The 18531-nt window shown below is 67.6% G+C and carries 18 protein-coding genes; 7 read left to right on the top strand and 11 right to left on the bottom strand.

Features of this window, described 5'->3' with window-relative positions; translation table 11 throughout:
• Positions 1-20 precede the first annotated feature (20 nt).
• Genes lysA through argH form a run of 3 tightly spaced genes read right to left on the bottom strand, consistent with a single transcriptional unit; the run spans position 21 to position 2898 of the window.
• The gene (lysA, locus tag ABZ720_RS06530) at positions 21-1307 is read right to left on the bottom strand and encodes a diaminopimelate decarboxylase (RefSeq protein WP_366554700.1); all 1287 of its coding nucleotides are present in this window, start codon (positions 1305-1307) and stop codon (positions 21-23) included.
• Positions 1304-1486: a lipoprotein gene (locus tag ABZ720_RS06525; protein ID WP_366554699.1), complete on the bottom strand. Its 183-nt coding sequence runs from the start codon at positions 1484-1486 to the stop codon at positions 1304-1306. The genes lysA and ABZ720_RS06525 overlap by 4 nt, the downstream gene beginning before the upstream one ends.
• Complete coding sequence (gene argH / locus ABZ720_RS06520; RefSeq protein WP_366554698.1) at positions 1483-2898, bottom strand: argininosuccinate lyase; 1416 nt, start codon at positions 2896-2898, stop codon at positions 1483-1485. Before argH ends, ABZ720_RS06525 begins: the two co-directional genes overlap by 4 nt.
• Positions 2899-2923: 25 nt before the next feature.
• Between argH and ABZ720_RS06515 the strand changes: the two genes are divergently transcribed.
• The gene (locus ABZ720_RS06515) at positions 2924-3472 is read left to right on the top strand and encodes a TlpA disulfide reductase family protein (protein ID WP_366554697.1); all 549 of its coding nucleotides are present in this window, start codon (positions 2924-2926) and stop codon (positions 3470-3472) included.
• Between the two features lie 12 nt (positions 3473-3484).
• On the opposite strand, the gene ABZ720_RS06510 is transcribed toward ABZ720_RS06515, so the two are convergent.
• From ABZ720_RS06510 to ABZ720_RS06500, 3 genes are all read right to left on the bottom strand, one after another.
• On the bottom strand, positions 3485-4372 hold the full coding sequence (locus ABZ720_RS06510) for a 4-(cytidine 5'-diphospho)-2-C-methyl-D-erythritol kinase (RefSeq protein WP_366554696.1): 888 nt from the start codon (positions 4370-4372) through the stop codon (positions 3485-3487).
• Positions 4373-4374: 2 nt separating this feature from the next.
• Positions 4375-6117, bottom strand: coding sequence for a tetratricopeptide repeat protein (locus ABZ720_RS06505; RefSeq protein WP_366554833.1), 1743 nt, complete (start codon positions 6115-6117; stop codon positions 4375-4377).
• A 178-nt stretch (positions 6118-6295) separates the two neighbouring features.
• Positions 6296-7948, bottom strand: coding sequence for an electron transfer flavoprotein-ubiquinone oxidoreductase (locus ABZ720_RS06500; RefSeq protein ID WP_366554695.1), 1653 nt, complete (start codon positions 7946-7948; stop codon positions 6296-6298).
• A 192-nt stretch (positions 7949-8140) separates the two neighbouring features.
• Here ABZ720_RS06500 and ABZ720_RS06495 point away from each other — a divergent pair, with 192 nt between their 5' ends.
• From ABZ720_RS06495 to moaB, 3 genes are all read left to right on the top strand, one after another.
• Positions 8141-9028, top strand: coding sequence for a uracil-DNA glycosylase (locus ABZ720_RS06495; RefSeq protein ID WP_366554694.1), 888 nt, complete (start codon positions 8141-8143; stop codon positions 9026-9028).
• Between the two features lie 181 nt (positions 9029-9209).
• Positions 9210-10979: a lytic transglycosylase domain-containing protein gene (locus ABZ720_RS06490; RefSeq protein ID WP_366554693.1), complete on the top strand. Its 1770-nt coding sequence runs from the start codon at positions 9210-9212 to the stop codon at positions 10977-10979.
• Positions 10980-11085: 106 nt separating this feature from the next.
• Positions 11086-11631, top strand: a complete 546-nt coding sequence (moaB, locus tag ABZ720_RS06485) for a molybdenum cofactor biosynthesis protein B (RefSeq protein WP_366554692.1) — start codon at positions 11086-11088, stop codon at positions 11629-11631.
• Positions 11632-11682: 51 nt separating this feature from the next.
• Here the strand turns inward: moaB and dnaQ are convergent, their stop codons facing one another.
• Genes dnaQ through ABZ720_RS06460 form a run of 5 tightly spaced genes read right to left on the bottom strand, consistent with a single transcriptional unit; the run spans position 11683 to position 15276 of the window.
• A complete protein-coding gene (dnaQ, locus tag ABZ720_RS06480) occupies positions 11683-12357 on the bottom strand; it encodes a DNA polymerase III subunit epsilon (protein ID WP_366554691.1) in 675 nt (224 codons plus the stop codon).
• A complete protein-coding gene (gene coaE, locus ABZ720_RS06475; protein ID WP_366554690.1) occupies positions 12350-12979 on the bottom strand; it encodes a dephospho-CoA kinase in 630 nt (209 codons plus the stop codon). The genes dnaQ and coaE overlap by 8 nt, the downstream gene beginning before the upstream one ends.
• Before the next feature lies 1 nt (position 12980).
• Complete coding sequence (locus tag ABZ720_RS06470) at positions 12981-13817, bottom strand: shikimate dehydrogenase (protein ID WP_366554689.1); 837 nt, start codon at positions 13815-13817, stop codon at positions 12981-12983.
• Positions 13814-14434: a Maf family protein gene (locus ABZ720_RS06465; RefSeq protein ID WP_366554688.1), complete on the bottom strand. Its 621-nt coding sequence runs from the start codon at positions 14432-14434 to the stop codon at positions 13814-13816. The genes ABZ720_RS06470 and ABZ720_RS06465 overlap by 4 nt, the downstream gene beginning before the upstream one ends.
• Positions 14431-15276 (bottom strand): pyruvate, water dikinase regulatory protein, encoded by an 846-nt coding sequence (locus ABZ720_RS06460; protein ID WP_366554687.1) that lies wholly within the window; start codon positions 15274-15276, stop codon positions 14431-14433. The genes ABZ720_RS06465 and ABZ720_RS06460 overlap by 4 nt, the downstream gene beginning before the upstream one ends.
• A 434-nt stretch (positions 15277-15710) precedes the next feature.
• On the opposite strand from ABZ720_RS06460, the gene hemE reads away from it, so the two are divergent.
• From hemE to hemJ, 3 genes are read left to right on the top strand one after another with little or no spacing between them, the layout of a single operon-like run.
• Positions 15711-16775: a uroporphyrinogen decarboxylase gene (gene hemE, locus ABZ720_RS06455; protein ID WP_366554832.1), complete on the top strand. Its 1065-nt coding sequence runs from the start codon at positions 15711-15713 to the stop codon at positions 16773-16775.
• A gap of 17 nt (positions 16776-16792) precedes the next feature.
• On the top strand, positions 16793-17845 hold the full coding sequence (hemH, locus tag ABZ720_RS06450; protein WP_366554686.1) for a ferrochelatase: 1053 nt from the start codon (positions 16793-16795) through the stop codon (positions 17843-17845).
• A 50-nt stretch (positions 17846-17895) separates the two neighbouring features.
• Positions 17896-18336: a protoporphyrinogen oxidase HemJ gene (gene hemJ, locus ABZ720_RS06445; protein ID WP_366554685.1), complete on the top strand. Its 441-nt coding sequence runs from the start codon at positions 17896-17898 to the stop codon at positions 18334-18336.
• The last annotated feature ends 195 nt before the right edge of the window (positions 18337-18531 follow it).

Below are 18531 nucleotides of genomic sequence, written 5' to 3'. Positions count from 1 at the left end.
GGGCCGTCAGGGCTGATACTCTAACCGCTTTTCGGCGCCTTGCCCAACCAACTGGGCAGGCTTTCCGCCCGCATCAATGCGTCATGGTTCGGCCGTGCCCGAATCACCTCGAAGCTGTCGCCCTGCACCATGACTTCCGCGACCGGCGGGCGGGAATTGTAGGTCGAGGCCATGGTGGCGCCATAGGCGCCCGCAGCGCCGAAGGCCACAAAATCGTCCGCCGCCAGCTCCGGCAGCTCGCGCCCTTCAGCAAAGAGGTCGCCGGTTTCGCAGATTGGCCCCACCACGTCATAGTGCAGGCGCGCCGCGCTGCCAGGCTCGCGCAGCGGCACGATGTCGTGCCAGGCGTCGTAGAGCGCCGGGCGCATCAGGTCGTTCATGCCGGCATCGACGATGAGGAAACGCCGGCTGCGCCCCTGCTTCACGTAGACCACCCGCGAGACCAGCAGCCCCGCCTCGCCCACCAGGTGCCGCCCCGGCTCGAAGACCAGCGGCACGTCCAGCCGCCCGGCCGTGCGCGCGACCACCGCTGCGTAGTCCTCCGGTGTCGGCAGGGCTTCCTGTTGATAGGCGATGCCCAGGCCGCCGCCGAGATCCAGCCGCTGCAGTGGCACCCCGGCCTGCCGCTGCTCGGCGAAGAGACCGGCGACCCGTTGGAAAGCGGCCTCGTAGGGCTCCAACTCGGTGATCTGGGAGCCGATGTGGGTTGCGAGGCCGACAGGCAAGATCCCGGGCAGAGCCACCGCTTCCTGCAGGACAGCGGCCGCATCGTCATAGTCGATGCCGAACTTGTTCTCGGCCTTGCCTGTGGTGATCTTGGCGTGGGTGCGGGCGTCGACGTCGGGGTTCACGCGCAGGGCCACCGGCGCCTGCACCCCCTTGTCCCGCGCCACCTGGTCCAGCAGGCGCAGTTCCTCGCGGGATTCCACGTTGATCTGCAGGATGCCCGCTTCCAGGCCCAGGGCCATTTCGCGCGCGGTCTTGCCCACCCCGGCAAAGACGATCTTTTCCGCCGGCACGCCGACCGCCAGGGCCCGGCGCAGTTCGCCCTCGGAGACCACATCCGCGCCCGCGCCCTCGGCCGCGAAGGTTGCGATCACCGCAAGCTGGGGATTGGCCTTGACCGCGTAGCAGACCAGGGCATCGAGGCCCGCGCCCTGCAAGGCCCCGAAAAAGCGGCGGTAGGCATGCCGCATGGCGCTGGCGGAATAGAGGTAGAAAGGCGTGCCCACCGCAGCAGCGATGTCTTCCACCGCCACCCCTTCGGCCAGGAGGCGGCCTTCTGAATAGGTAAAGGCCTGGGTCACGGCTGCGCCTCGCGTCCCTCCGGGGCCGGCGCCTGCGGCACCACCGTGTGGGGGGCAGGATACTGCCGCTCGCCCAGGCGATAGCGTGCTTCCTCGCCCTCCGGCACCACCGGGTCGCCCTTGACGCCGCAGGCAGCGAGCAGGCCCGCCAGCAGCGCGATCAGAACCGCCGCCCTCATGCCCAACGCTCCCGCGCCGCCTTGACGGCCGCCCGCACGTTCTCCGGCGCCGTGCCGCCGAAAGCGCTGCGGCTGGAAACCGAGCGCTCCACGGTCAGGACGGAATAGACATCCTGGGTGATCCGCGGCTCCACCGCCTGCATCGCGTCCAGCGGCAGGTCGGCCAAGTCGACTCCTTGGTCTTCGGCCCGGGCCACCAGCGTCCCGGTCACGTGATGGGCGTCGCGGAAAGGCAGCCCCAGCACGCGCACCAGCCAGTCGGCCAGGTCCGTCGCCGTCAGGAAGCCCTTGGCCGTCGCCGCATGCATGGCGTCGCGGTTGGCCTCCAGGTCGCGCACCATGCCGGCGGTGGCGGAAATGGAGAGGGCCAGGGTGTCGAAGGCGTCGAACACCGGCTCCTTGTCCTCCTGCATGTCCTTGCCGTAGGTCAGCGGCAGGCCCTTCATCACGATCAGCAGGGTGTTGAGTCCGCCGATCACCCGGCCTGCCTTTCCACGCACCAGTTCCGCCGCATCCGGGTTCTTCTTCTGCGGCATGATGGAGGAACCGGTGGTGAAGGCGTCCGAAAGATGAACGAAACGAAACCCTTCGGCGCACCAGAGCACCAGTTCCTCGGCAAAGCGCGAGAGATGCACGGCCAGGATCGAGCCGGCGGCCAGGAACTCCAGGGCGAAATCCCGGTCGGACACCGCATCGATGGAGTTGGCCATGGGGCGCTCGAAGCCCAGCGCCCGGGCCGTCATCGCCCGGTCGATGGGAAAGGAGGTCCCCGCCAGGGCGGCCGCGCCCAGGGGGCTCTCGTTCAGCCGCGCGCGGCAGTCGGCGAAGCGCCCGCGATCCCGCCCGATCATCTCCACATAGGCCAACAGGTGATGACCGAAGGTCACTGGCTGCGCCGCCTGCAGGTGGGTGTAGCCCGGCATGACCGTGTCGGCCTCGGCCCCGGCCGTATCCAGCAGCGCTGCCTGCAACTCGGCCAAACCGGCATCGACCTGATCGACGGCATCGCGCACCCAGAGCCGGAAGTCCGTCGCCACCTGGTCGTTGCGCGAGCGCGCCGTGTGCAGCCGCCCCGCCGCCGGACCGATCAGCTCGCGCAACCGGGCCTCCACGTTCATGTGGATGTCCTCCAGCGCCGGGGAGAAGCGGAACTGCCCTGCGTCGATTTCACCCAGGATCGTCTCTAGACCCCGATCGATGGCATCGCCATCTTCCGCAGAGATGATCCCCGTGGCCACCAGCATGGCGGCATGGGCGCGGCTGGCAGCAATGTCCTGCGTGTAGAGACGGCGGTCCACATCGATGGAGGCGTTGATGCGCTCCATGATGGCGGCTGGGCCGGCGGCAAAGCGCCCGCCCCACATGGCGTTGGCGGCTTTGTCCGGCGCGTTCTTGGGCTGCTGATTGGTCATGGCTGTGGTGTAGCGGATGGAGGCGATGAAGAAAAAGCTTTTCCTTGCAGCACTCTTGCTTCCCCTGACGGCGGCAGCAAGTGCCCTTTCGGCGAGTGAGCCGCCGCTCAATGGCTGGTTCGCCGAAGGCTACCAGACCATGGAGGCAAGCGCCCCGGACATCCCCATCACCCGGCTGAACGATGGCGAAGAGGAGCAGGTCACCCTGGCCGACTACACCGGCGAGGTGCTGCTGCTCAACTTCTGGGCCACTTGGTGCGCCCCTTGCGTCGAGGAGATGCCCGCCCTGGACGCCCTGGACGCCGAACTGAGCAACGAGGATTTCCGTGTCCTCGTCGTCTCCAACGACCGCCGCGGCGCCGAGCAGGTCCTGCCCTTCTATGAGGAGCACGGCCTGGAACATCTGGGCATCTGGCTCGACCCGCGCGGCGACCTGATGCGCGCCATGGAAACCCGCGGCCTGCCCACCAGCTTCGTCATCGATCGAGAAGGGCAGGTTGTGGGGCGTGTGGAAGGCGCCGCGCCCTGGGACGGCGCCGAGGCCATCGAACTGCTGCGCTGGTATCTCGAATAGTGCCGGAGCGCCTCAGGGTTCGGAGCCGCCCGTGAGCAGCGGCGCGGCCTGAACCCACCAGTCCGGCTGCGCCGCCCTCAGGCGACGGGCCGCCGCTTCCGCTTCCTCACGCCCGGCGAACAGCCCGAAGCAGCTGGCCCCGCTGCCGCTCATGCGCGACAGCAGGCAGCCGGGGTTTCTTTCCAGGGTGCCCAGCACCTCACCGATCTCGGGGCAGAGTGTGCGCGCGGCTGGCTCCAGATCGTTGGCGCTGCGGCGCAGGCAATCCGCCAATTCTGCCGCCGTGCGCGGCGGCGTCTCCCAGAGCGGACCGGCGCCGGAAAAGGCGCCGCTGCGCGCCCGGAACACCTCCGGCGTTCCAAGGGCCACGCCCGGATTGGCCAGAACCAGCCAGGCCGGCGGCAGCGCCGGCAGCGGCTCCAGGCGCTCGCCCACGCCGCGCATCATGGCCGGCCGGCCGAGCAGGCAGACCGGAACGTCCGCCCCCAGTTCGGCAGCCAGGGCCTGAAGGCGGGGTTCCGGCAGGCCGAGCGACCAGAGGCGCTGCAGCAGGCGCAAAGCGGCGGCGGCATCGGCGGAGCCACCGCCCAGGCCCGCAGCCACCGGCAAGCGCTTTTCGAGCGTCAGAACAGCGCGCTCAGCCACACCGGCGGTCTGCGCCAGCAATCGCGCCGCGCGCAGCACCAGATTGCCCGAACCCGCGTCGTGCAGCGCAGCAGCGAAGGGACCAGTGATCTCCAAGGACAGCTCCGCCGCGGGGCGCGCAGTCAGGCGGTCCCCGCAACCGGCAAAGGCCACCAGGCTCTCCAGTTCGTGATAGCCGTCGGCGCGGCGGCCCACGACCCTCAAGGTGAGATTGAGCTTGGCCGGCACCGTCTCGACGACGGCCCCTGCCCCCATGATCACAGCGCCGCCTCGTCCGGCAGCCCGTCCTCCAGCTTGCGCTCGATCGCCGGGATGTCCTTGTCCTCGGGATCAAGGGAGAGGGCCCGACGCCACTGCACCACGGCCTCGCGCTCGCGCCCGGTCTTCCAGTAGGCGTCGCCCAGGTGATCGTTGATCACCGGGTCCAGAGGCTGCAGTTCCACCGCCCGCTCGAGCTGCTCCACAGCGTTCTCGTACTCGCCGAGGCGGTAATAGAGCCAGCCCAGGGAGTCGACGATGTGGCCATCGTTGGGTTCACGCTCGACCGCGCGCTCCAGCATGTCCGCCGCTTCCTCGAAGTTCTGCTCCTGCTCGATCCAGGAGTAGGCGAGATAGTTGAGGACGTAGGGCTGGTCCGGTTCCAGCTCCAGGGCGCGCAGGAAATCGGCTTCTGCCTGGTCCCATTGCTCGCTGCGCTCATGGGCAATGCCGCGGAAGTAGAAGAGCACCCATTGCTGTCGACTGATTCCGCCCACGCGCTCGAGCGCTTCACTGTAGGCCTCGGCGGCCGCCTCGAAATCCTCCTGGCTGCGCAGGAGGTTGCCCAGCCGATAGGGCGGCTCGTAGCGCTCCGGCCGCGCCTCGGCCAGGGCGCGCAGCCGTGCCTCGGCCGCTTCGTTGTCGCCCAGTTGCTGCAACTCCTCGACCATGCGCAGGCCGGCATTCCAGGCGAAGGGCGAGTCTTCGGGAATGTCTTCGTAGACCGCGAGCGCGGCATTGGAGCGTTGCTGATACTGCAGAATTTCCCCGATCAGGATGCGGGCGGCCTCCATCTCCGGCGCCAGATGCAGCGCCAAACGGGCATGGATCAGGCCGGGGATCGGCACCTGCTCCTGCGCCATCAGGCTGGCAAAGTCGAACAGCGCTTCAGCAAATCCACGGAGCGGGTCGGCCACCAGGGGTTCAGGTTCGCCGCTGTTCGCGCGCAGCCGTTCCACCAGCAGATTGTCGGGGTTCTGTTCGGCGAAAGCCTCGTAAAGCGCCTCGGCCTCGGCTGCTTCGCCGCCACGCTCCAACACGTTGCCCAGGTACCAGACCAGGCGCATGGACAGGCGCTCGCTCACCTCCGCCATGGTCTGCGCCGCCTCCAACGCCTCACCATCGCGTCCCAGCACATCCAACAGCAGCACCCGATGCAGCCCTGTCAGGGCGCTCAGACCACCATCGCGCTCGAGCGTTTCCAGGGATTCCAGGGCTTCCTCGCCCTTGCCCTGCGCGACGGCGAGCCAGGCATCCAGCAGAGGTCTCGTGATCTCGACCAGGCCCGAGGCGGGCTGGTCGGCCAGCAGGCTGCGGGCGCGGGCCGGATCATCCTGCTCCAGAGCCTGGCCGGCGAGCAGCAGCAGCGCCGCTGCATCCGCCCGGCCCTGCTCCAGCAGGCGCTCGGCCAGATTGTAGGCCCGGTCCATGCGCCCTTCCGCGGCGTTCAGCATGAAGGTTTGCTGCAGCAGGGCGGGATTCTCCGGGTCGCCGGAGAGCGCATGCACCAGGAATTCCGCTGCGGCGCCGTAGTCGCCCCGCCCTTCCGCAACCAGGCCGGCAAGGTAGCTGCCGTAGATGCTCTCTTGCGACCAGACGCTGTCGGAGAGCAGGCGGTCCGGCGCACTGTCGGGCGAGGCCGTGGCCTGTGCCGACGGCGCGATCAACCCCAATCCGGCGGCCAGTGCCGCTGCGATCAGCGGTAGTTTCAGGCCGCTGCTGCGGCGCAGTCGATAGGCCATGCGCGTCACGCACCCTTTCTGCCGGTGAGACCTTGCCCCAAACTAGACCGGATCGCGTTCAATCTGAACCACAAGGTTTTAGATAGATCACGCGTACCCGGATCGCCGGCTCACGCTTTGACCGCCTGCACCGGCGAAACCTTCGCGCGCGTGCCGGCTTTTTCTGCGGGCAGCAGGCTCACATGTTCGGATAGTTCGGCCCGCCGCCGCCTTCAGGCACCGTCCAGTTGATGTTCTGAGCCGGATCCTTGATGTCGCAGGTCTTGCAGTGGACGCAGTTCTGGGCGTTGATCACGAAGCGCGGATTGGAGCCGTCATCGTCGCGCACCACCTCATAGACCCCGGCGGGACAATAGCGCTGGGCCGGCTCGTCATAGAGCGGCAGGTTCTTGTCGATGGGGATCGAGGCATCGGCCAGGCGCAGGTGGACCGGCTGGTCCTCCTCGTGAATGGTGTTGGAGATATAGACGCTCGAGAGACGGTCGAAGGTGATCACACCGTCCGGCTTGGGATAGTCGATCTTCGGCATCTCCGCCGCCGGCTTCAGGGTCTCGTGGTCCTGATGCTTGTGATGCAGTGTCCAGGGCAACTTGCCGCCGAAAAGCTTGAGGTCGATCCCGCCGTAGAGGAAGCCCAGGCGATTGCCCCAGCGCGCCGCCGCCGGCCGGAAGTTCCGGGCAAGACGAAGCTCCTCGTGCACCCAGGAGCCGCGGTACTTCTCCTCGTAGCTCTCCAGGGTGCCATAGCCGTCGTCGCCCCCAGCCAGCGCCTCGGCCACGCTCTCCGCGGCCAGCATGCCGGTCTTCATGGCGGTGTGGCTGCCCTTGATCTTGGGCACGTTGAGGAAGCCCGCCGCGCAGCCCAGCAACAGACCGCCCGGAAAGGCCAGCTTCGGCACCGATTGCCAGCCGCCTTCGTTCAGTGCCCGCGCGCCATAGGAGATGCGCCGCCCGCCTTCGAGCATCGGCCGGATCGCCGGATGGGTCTTGAAGCGCTGGAACTCCTCGAAGGGATAAAGGTGCGGGTTCTGGTAATCGAGCCCGATCACGTAGCCGATGTAGGCCTGGTTGCCCTCCAGATGGTAGATGAAGGAGCCGCCCCAGGTCTTGTCGTCCATGGGCCAACCGGCCGTGTGGATCACCGTGCCCTGCTTGTGCTGGGCGGGATCCAGTTCCCAGAGTTCCTTGATACCGATGCCATAGGTCTGCGGGTCGCGCCCGTCGCGCAGTCCGAAACGCTGCTCGAGCCCCTTGGTGAGCGAGCCGCGGCAGCCTTCGGCAAAGAGCGTGTACTTGGCCAGGAGTTCCATACCCGGTTCCCAGCTCGGCTTCTTCTCGCCGTTGCGGTCCAGGCCCATGTCGCCGGTGGCCACGCCGCGCACCCGGCCGGACTCGTCGTAGAGTATCTCCGCGGCCGCGAAGCCGGGATAGACCTCAGCCCCCAGCGCTTCGGCCTGCTCGGCCAGCCAGCGGCAGACATTGCCCAGCGAAACGATGTAGTTGCCGTGGTTGTGGGTCTGCTTCGGCAGCAGGGAGACGGGGATGTTCCGGCTGCCCTTTTCGCTCAGCAGCAGGAAGCGCTCGTCCTCGACCGGCGTGTTCAGGGGCGCGCCGCGCTCCTTCCAGTCCGGGAGCAGCTCGTTGAGCGCCCGTGGCTCCAGCACGGCCCCCGAGAGGATGTGCGCGCCCACTTCCGAGCCCTTCTCCAGAACGCAGACGCTGATGTCCTGCCCGGTTTCCTCCGCCAGCTGGCGCAAACGGATCGCCGCCGCCAGTCCCGCCGGGCCGGCGCCCACGATCACAACGTCGAACTCCATCGACTCACGTTCCATCGCTCTCTCCCGTTTAGACCGGATCGCCGCGTTCCGCGCCAGGCCCCCAATTGCGGCTCATCAGAACGGCGCCTTGGTGGTAAAAGAAACCACCACGGCGACCGCCTCTTTGCAACCCGCGCCCGCAAGGAACGGCGGGGCGAGTCGCGCACGGGCTTGCCGTAAGGTCAGCGGCAGGTCACTTTTGGCATCATGACGGAGAGTGGGCAGGAGCAGGACGCGCTGGCAGCGCTGCGCTGGCTGGTCGACGCCGGGGCCGACGAGGCCCTGGCCGACATGCCGCAGGATCGCTATGCGCAGGCGGTCCTCCCGGCAACAGCCCAACCCGCGGCGCCCCAACAAGCCCCGCCCGCCCCTGACCGGCGCAGTCCGCCACCCGATCTCTCCAGCGATGCCCCCGGCACCTGGGCTCCCAAGATCAAGCCGCCGAGCGCGCCCCAGGCCGTCATCGAGGATGCCCGCGCCCAGGCCAATGCGGCCCAGGACCTGGAGAGTCTGCACACCGCCATTCGCGCCTTCGAGGGCTGCGCCCTGAAGCAGTCCGCCACCAACACGGTGATCTTTCGCGGCAACCCGGCCGCCCGCGTCATGCTGATCGGCGAAGCGCCGGGCCGCGACGAGGACCTTCAGGGCGAACCCTTTGTCGGTGCGGCCGGACGTCTGCTCGATGACATGTTGCGGTGGGCGGGCTTCGGCCTCGATGAGGTCTTCATCACCAACGTGCTGTTCTGGCGACCGCCGGGCAATCGCACGCCGGAGCAACGCGAGATCGCGGTGTGCCTGCCCTTCATCGAACGGCAGATCGCTCTCTTGCAGCCACGCCACCTCTTGCTGATCGGTAATGTCGCCACCAAGTCCCTGCTGGTGCGCAGTGAGGGCATTACCCGCCTGCGCGGACGCTGGTTCCCTTATGAGCAAGAGGGCCTGTCATCACCCCTGCCAGCCATGGCGTCGCTGCACCCGGCATATCTTCTGCGCCAGCCGGCACAGAAGCGCTTGGCCTGGCGGGACATGCTGGACTTCCGTGCGGCCGTGGCCGGCAATCTGGATCCTCTGGCTGGATCCGCTCACAGCACCTGAGACCTGAGCGCAAGGGCCTTTCCAGCCATCATGCAGCAGGCGCCCTCGGGATGCACTGAACTGCACAATCGGGTCCAAGGTGCGAAAAGTTCCATTCCCCTCTGGCGCCGACGCCGAAAATGAGTCTAAAATGTTGTGGGGCAAGTGTGGTTCTCCGTCGGGCGAGAGGAGAAGGTTTCCCGTGAGTGTTCAAAAGGCATGCGCGTCGCTGCGCGCGGTGCTGTGCGGAGCAGTGATCTGCCTGCTTCCGTTTGGCTCAGCCGTGGCTGCCGAAGCAGGCGGACCCGGCAGCGGCCCGGAGGTGCAAGCGGAAACCGCTGCGCTGCCGAGCCTCGGTGCCGCGCAGCCAACTGCCATGCCGGAAATTCTCTCCCGCGCCGATGCGCTGCGCTACCGCCGCATCTTCGATCTGCAGGGGGATGGGCGCTGGGACGAAGCCGATCGGCTGATCGCCCGTCTAGCCGATCAGCGCCTTATGGGCCATGTGCTCTTCCAGCGCTACATGCACCCCACGGCCTACCGCTCCGAATACAGCGAACTGCGCAACTGGCTGGCCCAGTATGCCGACCAACCCGGCGCCCACCGCATTCATCGCCTCGCCCTCCAGCGCAAGCCTTCCGGAGCGCCGGATCCGCGGGCGCCCAGGCGCAGTAGTGGTTTCCGGGTCGATCTCTCCGCCGCACCGGCGACGGAGATCGAGACAGCGGATCACTCGCCCCTGATGACCGTATCGGCCAGCACACCGACGGCCCAGGACAGCGAAGGCCTGCCCGCCTTCACCGTCGGGCGCGGCACGGCGGGAAGCTGGATCCTGCCGGGCGATCGTGAGCGCGCGCAGGATGTTTCCGACAAGGCCGCGGAGCTGGCGACAGCCCAGGCGCCGCAGCAGCATTGGAACAAGGGTCTGGAGGCCTGGCGCCGCGGGGAAACCGAGGCGGCCGCTGCCTACTTCCAGGCCATCGTGATCGACGATCAGGCCAGCGGCTGGATCCGCTCGGCCGGCGCCTATTGGGCCGCGCGCGCGGCATTGCGTCTCGGGCAGCCCCAGGAGATGAGCCGCTGGCTGCGTGAAGCCCTCTCCGAGCCGCGCAGCTTCTATGGCCTGCTGGCACAGCAGGCGCTGGGCACGGCACCAGCCTTCGATTTCACCGAGGTCGCATACGATCCCAAAGCCATGAACCGCCTGCTCGGCCAGCCGGCCGTCAAGCGCGCCCTGGCCCTGGCCCAGGCGGGGCAGCCTTCCCGGGCGGCGGACGAGATCGAAAGCCTGGGCGGGACCTTCAATTACCGCGAGGCCGAAGCGCTGCTCGCGCTCATCGACCGCGCCGGTCTCCCGGCCAAGGCCTTTGATCTGGCCAGCCGCATGGAGCAGATCGTCGGTGCAAACAACGGCCTGGGCACCCTCGACGTGGGGCTCTTTCCCCTGCCGCCCTGGGAGCCCAACGGGGGTTTTACCCTCGATCGGGCGCTGCTCTACGCCCTGATGCGTCAGGAATCCGCCTTCGACCCCACGGCCCGCAGCCCCATGGGTGCCAGCGGCCTGATGCAGCTCATGCCGCGCACCGCCAGCTACGTCTCCGGCGACAACAGCCTCGCCGGCGCCAATCGGCACCTTCTGCTGGACCCGGCCTTCAATCTCGAACTGGCCCAGCGCTACGTCAGCTATCTCCTCGAGTACGACGGCGTGGACAACAATCTGCTGCACCTGGCCGTGGCCTACAACGCCGGGCCGGGCAACCTCCAACGCTGGCTGGCCTCCATGGAAAGCGCCGGCGTCGACACGAACGATCCGCTGCTCTTCATCGAGAGCCTGCCCTCGGCCGAGACGCGCAGCTTCATTCGCCGCGTCCTGACGAATTTCTGGATCTATCGCTTGCGTCTCGAGCAGCCGACGCCCTCCTTGGCTACGCTGGCGGCCGGCGAATGGCCCTACTACGAGGCGCTCGACTGAGTCGACCTGCGGCGGCACGCCCCCTGGTCCCTCCTGCTTGGGCAGCGTATATCCAGTCTGGGTGATCCCGGCGCAGCCGGGACGGAACAGCTCGCGGGAGCAGACCATGAACCGCATCGATGAAAGCCGGCCTTTCCTGCCGGTGCGAATTGCCATCCTCACCGTGTCCGACAGCCGCAGCGCCACGGAGGATCGCTCCGGCGACACCCTGCGGCGCATGATCGAGAGCGACGGGCATGAAGTGGCGCGGCGGGAAATCTGCCGCGACGAGGTGAGCGACATTGTCGCCTTCCTGCGCAGCTGCATCGAGGATTCCGAAATCGACGTGGTGATCAGCACCGGCGGCACCGGAGTGACCGGCCGCGACGTGACGCCGGAAGCCTTCGAGGCCGTGCTGGAAAAGCACATCGAAGGCTTCGGAGAGCTGTTCCGCATGCTGTCCTACCAGAAGATCGGCACCTCGACGATCCAGTCGCGCGCCCTGGGCGGTGTCGCCGGCGGCACCTACCTCTTCGCGCTGCCGGGCTCGCCGGGTGCCTGCAAGGACGGCTGGCAGGACATACTGCGCTGGCAGCTCGACGCCCGCCATAGACCCTGCAACCTCGTGGAGCTGATGCCGCGGCTAAAGGAGCACCTGCGCGCGGCGGAATAGACCGGTTTCACGCGCTCCCCGTCCGCTACCCCGGTGCCCGCAACCCCAGCGTCAATTCCGCCAGAGCGGCTCCTTCAGGCTGTCGAGCATGCGCTCGTGCGCGGCGATCTCGGCCTCGCTCGGGGCATGCTGGCGCGGCTCGCGATAGCGCCGGGTGACGCCCACAACGCGGCTCGTGCCCCCACTTGCCTGACTGTCCAGCGTGAGCCCGGGCTGGCGCCCGCCGCGCAGTTCCAGATAGACCGCCGCCAGAAGCTGGCAGTCGAGCAGGGCGCCATGCAGGCTGCGGACACTGAGATCGATGTCGAAGCGGCGGCAGAGCGCGTCCAGGCTTGCCTGCGCCCCCGGAAAGCGTCGCCGGGCCATCGCCACGGTATCCACCGCCTGGGTCATGGGGATCGGTGAGTGCCCCAGGCGCGCCAGTTCCGCATTCAGGAATTTGATGTCGAACTCTGCATTGTGGATAACCAGGGTGTCTTCCCGCACGAAGGCGAGAAAATCCTCGGCGATCTCGGCAAAGCGCGGCTGTCCGGCCAGAAACTCCGATGACAGTCCGTGAACCTTGAAGGCCTCTTCGGGCATGTCGCGTTCGGGGTTGATGTAATACTGCCGCGTCTGCCCCGAGGGCACATGGTTCAAGAGCTCGACGCAGCCGATTTCCACCACCCGGTCGCCGCTCGCCGGGTCCAGTCCGGTGGTTTCGGTATCCAGCACGATCTCACGCATCCAGCCCAGTCCCTTCGTTCGCGCAGGTCGCAACGGCCGGGCACAGGCGGCGCACGATCCGTCGCAACTGCCGGAAGGTATCGCCTTTGCCGCGGCCGGTCAGCACCAGGAAATCGGCGCGCCGCCGCTTTTCCCGATCCGGCATCTGCTGCGCCCGCACGGCGGCCAGACGCTCAGCGGTCATCCCGGGTCGACGCAAGACACGCTGCTCCTGCAAAAAGGACGGTGCCGTCACCAAGGCAACGGCGTCGCAGAGCCTGTCGCCGCCGGTCTCGTAGAGCAGGGGGATGTCCAGCACCACCAGCGGCCGGCGGGCTCTGCGGTGCCGGCGCAGAAAGGCCAGGGCCTCGGCCCGCACCAGGGGATGAACGATGGCCTCCAGTCGCCGCAAGGCAGCGGGATCCCCGAACACGGCCGCGCCCAAGCGACGGCGATCAACGGCGCCCTCGACCACGCTATCGGGAAAAGCGGCCTCGATCGCCGGCACGGCAGCCCCGCCCGCTGCGAAGAGCCGATGCACCGCCGCATCCGCATCGTGCACCGGCAGCCCAATGCGCCGCAGCATGCTGGCCGCGGTCGACTTGCCCATACCGATGGAGCCCGTCAGGCCGAGCACGCGCACCTCAGGCCTCCAGCACCGCCTGGCGCAAGGCAGGGGTGACCTCCGGTTCCACCCCGAACCAGGACTGGAACCCCGGCCGCGCCTGATGCAACAGCATGCCCAGACCATCCACAGTGCGGTTCCCCCGCCGTTTGGCCTCCTCCAGGAGGGGTGTTTCCAGCGGCGCATAGACGATATCGGTGACCAGGGCTGCCGAGGGGAGCTGCGTCAGTTCGAGCTCCAGCGGCGCCTTGCCGGTCATGCCCAGCGCCGTGGTGTTCGCCAGCAGATTGGCGCCATCCAGCGCGGCGTGCCGCGCTTCCCAGTCGACCACCTCGATGGCGCCGCCCAGCTCCGCCGCCAAGGTCTCGGCCCGCGCCCGCGTGCGGTTGAGCAGGCGCACGGCCGGCACGCCCGCATCCAGCAAAGCCACGAGGATGGCGCGCGCCGCGCCGCCGGCACCCAGTACAACGGCCGGACCGGCCGACGCCTGCCAGTCCGGTGCCTCCTGGCGCAGGTTGGCCAGGAAACCGAAACCGTCGGTGTTGTCGCCGGCAATGCCCTCCGCGCCGAACAGCAGCGTGTTCACCGCACCGATCCGCTCGGCGCGTGGTGAGAGACTGTCGCAAAGCGCCAGCACCGCTTCCTTGTGTGGGATGGTGACATTGGCACCGCGAAAACCCAGCGCCACCAGTCCGCGCACTGCCGTCTCCAGGTCTTCCGGGCGCACGGCGAGCGGCACATAGGCCCCGTCGATGCCATAGTGCGCCAGCCAGTGGCCGTGCAGCTGCGGCGAGCGAGAATGCGCCACCGGCCAGCCCAGTACCCCGGCGAGGCGTGCCGCACCGCTGATGCTCATGACAGGAGCACTCCCTGCGCCCGCAGAATGTCGAGCAGCGGCAGCAGCGGCAGCCCGAGCACACTGAAATAATCCCCCTCGACCCGCTGGAAGAGCTGCGCGCCCAAGCCCTCCAAGTGATACGCCCCGACCGAGCTCAACACGGCCGGCCCCGCTGCCTGCAGATAGGCCTGCAGGAAATCTTCCGAGAAGGGCCGCATCGTCAGCCGCACCTCGGCGGTATGGTGCCAGAGGCGCTGGTCGTCACGCAGCAGGCACACGCCGCTGAACAGGCTGTGTCGCCGTCCGCAGAGAGCCCGCAGTTGCTCGGCCGCAGCCTCGAGGCTTTCCGGCTTGTCGAACCAGCGCCCCTCGCAGGCCAGCATCTGATCGGCGCCAATCACCAGTGCCCCAGGACGACGCCGCGAGATCGCCAGAGCCTTCAATTCGGCCAGGGTTTCGGCGGCCTGTGCCGCCGAGGCGCCTTCGGCAGCCAGGGAAGCCTTGACCTCGGCCTCGTCGACCGGTGCGGCCAGCGCTTCCACGGTCAAGCCGGCATCAGCCAGCAACCTGCGCCTCGCCTCGCTTGCCGAGGCCAGTACCACCGGCGCTGCGTCAGCCTGCTGCAGGCCCGTCATTGCGCAGCCGCCTTGCGATGCTCCTGCAGCAGGGTGAGGATCGCCGCTGCCGTTTCCTCGATGGAGCGCCGGGTGACATCGATCACCGGCCAGCCACGCTGCGCACAGAGCCGGCGTGCCTGCTGCACTTCCGCAGCCACGGTCTCAAGATCGGCGTAGCTGCCTGCCTCGTTGCGCTCTCCCATGGCCCGCAAGCGCGTGCGGCGCACGTCCACCAGGCGCGCCGGATCCTTGGTCAGGCCGACGATCAGCGGTGCTCGCGTGCGGAAGAGCGCCTGGGGCAGCGGGAGGTTGGGAACGATCGGCACATTGGCGGCACGCACGCCGCGCTGCGCGAGATAGATGCAGGTCGGGGTCTTGGAGGTGCGCGAAACGCCCACCAGCACCACATCCGCATGCTCCAGCCTGTCGACACCCTGGCCGTCGTCGTGGGCAATGGCGAAGTCCATGGCCTCGATGCGGTCGAAGTAGACCGAGTCTAGCGTGTGCTGGCGCCCGGGTCGTCGGCTGCCGGCAAGCCGGAAGTGGCCTGCCAGGGCGTGCATGACCGGGTCGAGAATGTCCACGGCCGCTACATTCAGGCGGTGGCAGGCATCGATCAGCGTCCCACGCAGGCTATCGTCCACCATGGTGTAGAGCACCGGCCCCGGGTTGGCCTCGATCGCTGCGATCGCCTTGTCGAGCTGGCCGCGGGTGCGCACCAGGGTCCAGATGTGCTCGATGGGTTCGATGGCGTCGAACTGCACCAGACAGGCCCGCGCCACGGAATTCACCGTTTCTCCGGTGGCGTCGGAAATCAGGTGCAGATGGTGCTGATGCACGGTGTCGTTACCCTCGTTCACGCTCAGCCTTCACCCTTTCCCCACCCTGCAGTGGATAACTTCTGTGTTGCGACCGGTTGTCCACCGCCCGGTGGATTCCGTCCCCGCTGCACGCGCTGGCGCACAGGCCCTGTCCACCTCGGGATGGACTTGTACAGACCTGGGGATAACTCTGCGCGTCGATGATCCCTGCCCCAGTTATCCCCCCAATTCACAGGCCGACGCAAGCGGCGGGCTTTCTGCGGTTTTGGATGATTGGTCCCACGGAATATTAAGAGATCACGGTCATCCGGCACGCCGTGGCCCATCCTGGGCATGAATCTGGGCATGGCCGTGCCATCCCCAGGACTCACCGCTCTACTACAACAAAAACCTACTCTTATTTTTAACCCTGACTCAGGGTAAGAGGGGGCATGAGCAAAAAGCCGCCGGCCCCACAGATCCCGAACGCCATCATGGACGCATCCTTTCCCGCCGCTGACGAGAAGCGCCTGCTGCGCGTGCTGCGCGGCGAGAGCCTGCAGCCGCCCCCGATCTGGCTCATGCGCCAGGCCGGTCGCTACCTGCCGGAGTACCGTGCCTTGCGGGCGGAGGCCGGCAGCTTTCTCGATCTGTGCTACAATCCGGAACTGGCCTGCGAGGTCACCTTGCAGCCGATCCGGCGCTTTGGTTTCGACGCCGCGATCCTCTTCTCGGACATCCTGGTCATCCCTCATGCGCTGGGCCAGAAGCTCTGGTTCGAGGAGGGCAGGGGACCGCGCCTGGAACCCTTGCAGGGCGCGGGGGACCTGGTTTCGCTCGACCCCGGGCGCATCGAGGAGCGCCTGCAGCCGGTGTTTGCGACCCTGGGCCTTCTGCAAAAGTCCCTGCCGGCGGAAACCACGCTGATCGGTTTTGCCGGGGCGCCCTGGACCGTTGCCAGCTACATGATCGAGGGTGGATCGAGCCGCGACTTTCTCAAGGCCAAGCGCTGGGCCTACGGCGATCCCGAGGGCTTCGCCCGCCTGATCGGCCTGTTGGTGGAGGCCACGGCCGGCTATCTCATCGCCCAGGTGGAAGCGGGAGCCGAGGCCCTGCAGCTCTTCGATTCCTGGTCGGGCGTCTGGCCGGAGCCGGAGTTCCGGCGCTGGTGCCTGGCGCCACAGCGCGAGATCGTCCGTCGTGTGAAGGCGGCGCACCCGCAGGTGCCGATCATCGTCTTCCCGCGCGGCGCCGGGCCGCTCTACGCCGCCGTGGCCGAAGAGGTGGGCGCCGATGCGCTTTCGCTCGACACCACGGTGCCGCTGGACTGGGCGGCGCGCCACCTGCAGCCGAAGGTGGCCGTGCAGGGCAATCTCGATCCCGCGCTGCTGCTGGTGGGTGGCGAGGCACAGGACGCGGCGGTGGATCGCATCCTGGAGCAACTTGGCGAGGGACGCTTTATCTTCAATCTTGGCCATGGCATCGACAAGCACACCCCGCCGGAGCATGTTGCCCGGCTGGTGGAGCGGGTCCGCGCGCAGCGTCCGACGCCGGCTTAGCCAAGGGGAACACCGCGATGCCCAGGGATTTTCCGGTTCGAGCACCGCGCGCGTTGCCGGATGATCATCCGACTCTGGCACCGCGGCGCGTGGGTGTGCTGCTGATCAACCTGGGCACGCCCGAGGCCACGGACTACTGGTCCGTGCGGCGCTACCTCTCGCAGTTCCTCAGCGACCGGCGTGTCGTGGAACTCTCGCCGCTCCTGTGGCAGCCCATCCTGCAGGGGATCGTCCTGTCCCGGCGTCCGACGAAATCCGGTGAGGCCTATGCCTCGATCTGGGACAAGGAGCGCAACGAGTCGCCCCTGCGCGCCATCACCCGGCGCCAGGCAGAAGGCGTGGCCGCGCGTTTCGCCGAAACCCATCCCGACCTGGTCGTCGACTGGGCCATGCGCTATGGCCAGCCCTCTATCCCCGCGAAGCTACAGGCACTGCAGGAGCGCGGCTGTGAGCGTATTCTGCTCCTACCGCTCTATCCGCAGTACAGCGCGGCCACCACCGCCACGGCCTGCGACGAGGCCTTCCGCTGGGCCATGCGCCAGCGCTGGCAGCCATCTCTGCGGGTCGGCGCGCCCTACTACGACGACCCGCGCTACATCGAGGCGCTCGGCCGATCGATGCAGGCATCGCTGGAGACGCTGGCGTGGGAGCCGGAGCGCCTGCTGGTCTCCTTCCACGGCATGCCCCGGGAGACCCTGGCCAAGGGCGATCCCTACCACTGCCACTGCCAGAAGACCGGGCGCCTGCTGCGCGAATGGCTCGACTGGCCGGAAGAGCGCTTCCAGGTGGTCTTCCAGTCGCGTTTCGGCCCCAAGGAGTGGCTGCAGCCCTACGCCGATGCCACTGTGGCCGCTTTGGCCGGCGAAGGGGTCAAGCGGCTGGCCATCGTCAGTCCGGGTTTTGCTGCCGACTGCCTGGAAACCCTCGAGGAGTTGGCGATCGGCCTCAAGGAAAGCTTTCTCGAAGGTGGGGGTAGCGATTTCGCCTATCTTCCCTGCCTCAACGACAGCCCCGGCGGCCTCGATCTGCTCCAGGGCCTGGTTGAACAGGAGCTCGCAGGTTGGTTATAGGCTGGAGAAAGTGAGCCGATGACCCCGCTGGCGACCCGAACAAGGTGACCATGACCCTTCTGAGCACACTTTATCCCTGGATCAAGGCCCTGCACGTGATGTCGATCATCGCCTGGATGGCGGCGATGCTCTACCTGCCGCGGCTTTTCGTCTATCACGTCGATGCCCCGCCGGGCTCCGACATGAGCGAGACATTCAAGATTATGGAGCGCCGCCTGCTGCGCGGAATCATGACCCCGGCCATGATCGCCTCGCTCCTCTTCGGCTTGCTGTTGCTGCTGGTCCCCGGGGTGCTGGCCCAGGGCTGGCTGCACGCCAAGTTTCTGTTGTTGCTGGGGATGTTCGGCCTGCACGGCTTCTTCGCCCGTTGCCGCAAGGAATTCGCAGCCGACCGCAATCGCCGGTCTGCGCGCTTTTATCGCTGGATGAACGAAATGCCGGCGTTGTTGCTGGTCGCGATCGTGCTGCTGGCGGTGGCCAAGCCTTTCTGACTCCGAGCGCTCAACTGTCCTTGACGCGCGCCGCAGGAAAAGGCTACCTAGAAATCAGCCCGGCTCTTGCCGGGGCCTTTTCCGTTTCCCACCTTTACGGGTAGCTCGACCTGAACAAGGTCGCGGGGCCAAGGGTCGCAGCCGCCGACCAAGCGCTCGCCGTAGCCCGGCTTCCCGCTTCCCGACGTTATTCAC

Origin of the sequence: Aquibaculum sediminis, assembly GCF_040712085.1 — a bacterium.
GTDB lineage: Bacteria > Pseudomonadota > Alphaproteobacteria > Kiloniellales > DSM-21159 > Aquibaculum > Aquibaculum sediminis.
The sequence above is the reverse complement of the archived record's forward strand: the minus strand, read 5'-3'. Positions and strand labels throughout refer to the sequence as shown.

What these genes read in the sequence shown, in the direction of transcription:
- ABZ720_RS06525 (WP_366554699.1), bottom strand. Translation starts at nt 1,486, where the DNA reads ATGAGGGCGGCGGTTCTGATCGCGCTGCTGGCGGGCCTGCTCGCTGCC.
- argH (WP_366554698.1), bottom strand. Translation starts at nt 2,898, where the DNA reads ATGACCAATCAGCAGCCCAAGAACGCGCCGGACAAAGCCGCCAACGCC.
- ABZ720_RS06515 (WP_366554697.1), top strand. Translation starts at nt 2,924, where the DNA reads ATGAAGAAAAAGCTTTTCCTTGCAGCACTCTTGCTTCCCCTGACGGCG.
- ABZ720_RS06510 (WP_366554696.1), bottom strand. Translation starts at nt 4,372, where the DNA reads ATGGGGGCAGGGGCCGTCGTCGAGACGGTGCCGGCCAAGCTCAATCTC.
- ABZ720_RS06505 (WP_366554833.1), bottom strand. Translation starts at nt 6,117, where the DNA reads ATGGCCTATCGACTGCGCCGCAGCAGCGGCCTGAAACTACCGCTGATC.
- ABZ720_RS06500 (WP_366554695.1), bottom strand. Translation starts at nt 7,948, where the DNA reads ATGGAACGTGAGTCGATGGAGTTCGACGTTGTGATCGTGGGCGCCGGC.
- ABZ720_RS06495 (WP_366554694.1), top strand. Translation starts at nt 8,141, where the DNA reads ATGACGGAGAGTGGGCAGGAGCAGGACGCGCTGGCAGCGCTGCGCTGG.
- moaB (WP_366554692.1), top strand. Translation starts at nt 11,086, where the DNA reads ATGAACCGCATCGATGAAAGCCGGCCTTTCCTGCCGGTGCGAATTGCC.
- dnaQ (WP_366554691.1), bottom strand. Translation starts at nt 12,357, where the DNA reads ATGCGTGAGATCGTGCTGGATACCGAAACCACCGGACTGGACCCGGCG.
- ABZ720_RS06470 (WP_366554689.1), bottom strand. Translation starts at nt 13,817, where the DNA reads ATGAGCATCAGCGGTGCGGCACGCCTCGCCGGGGTACTGGGCTGGCCG.
- ABZ720_RS06465 (WP_366554688.1), bottom strand. Translation starts at nt 14,434, where the DNA reads ATGACGGGCCTGCAGCAGGCTGACGCAGCGCCGGTGGTACTGGCCTCG.
- hemE (WP_366554832.1), top strand. Translation starts at nt 15,711, where the DNA reads ATGGACGCATCCTTTCCCGCCGCTGACGAGAAGCGCCTGCTGCGCGTG.
- hemH (WP_366554686.1), top strand. Translation starts at nt 16,793, where the DNA reads ATGCCCAGGGATTTTCCGGTTCGAGCACCGCGCGCGTTGCCGGATGAT.
- hemJ (WP_366554685.1), top strand. Translation starts at nt 17,896, where the DNA reads ATGACCCTTCTGAGCACACTTTATCCCTGGATCAAGGCCCTGCACGTG.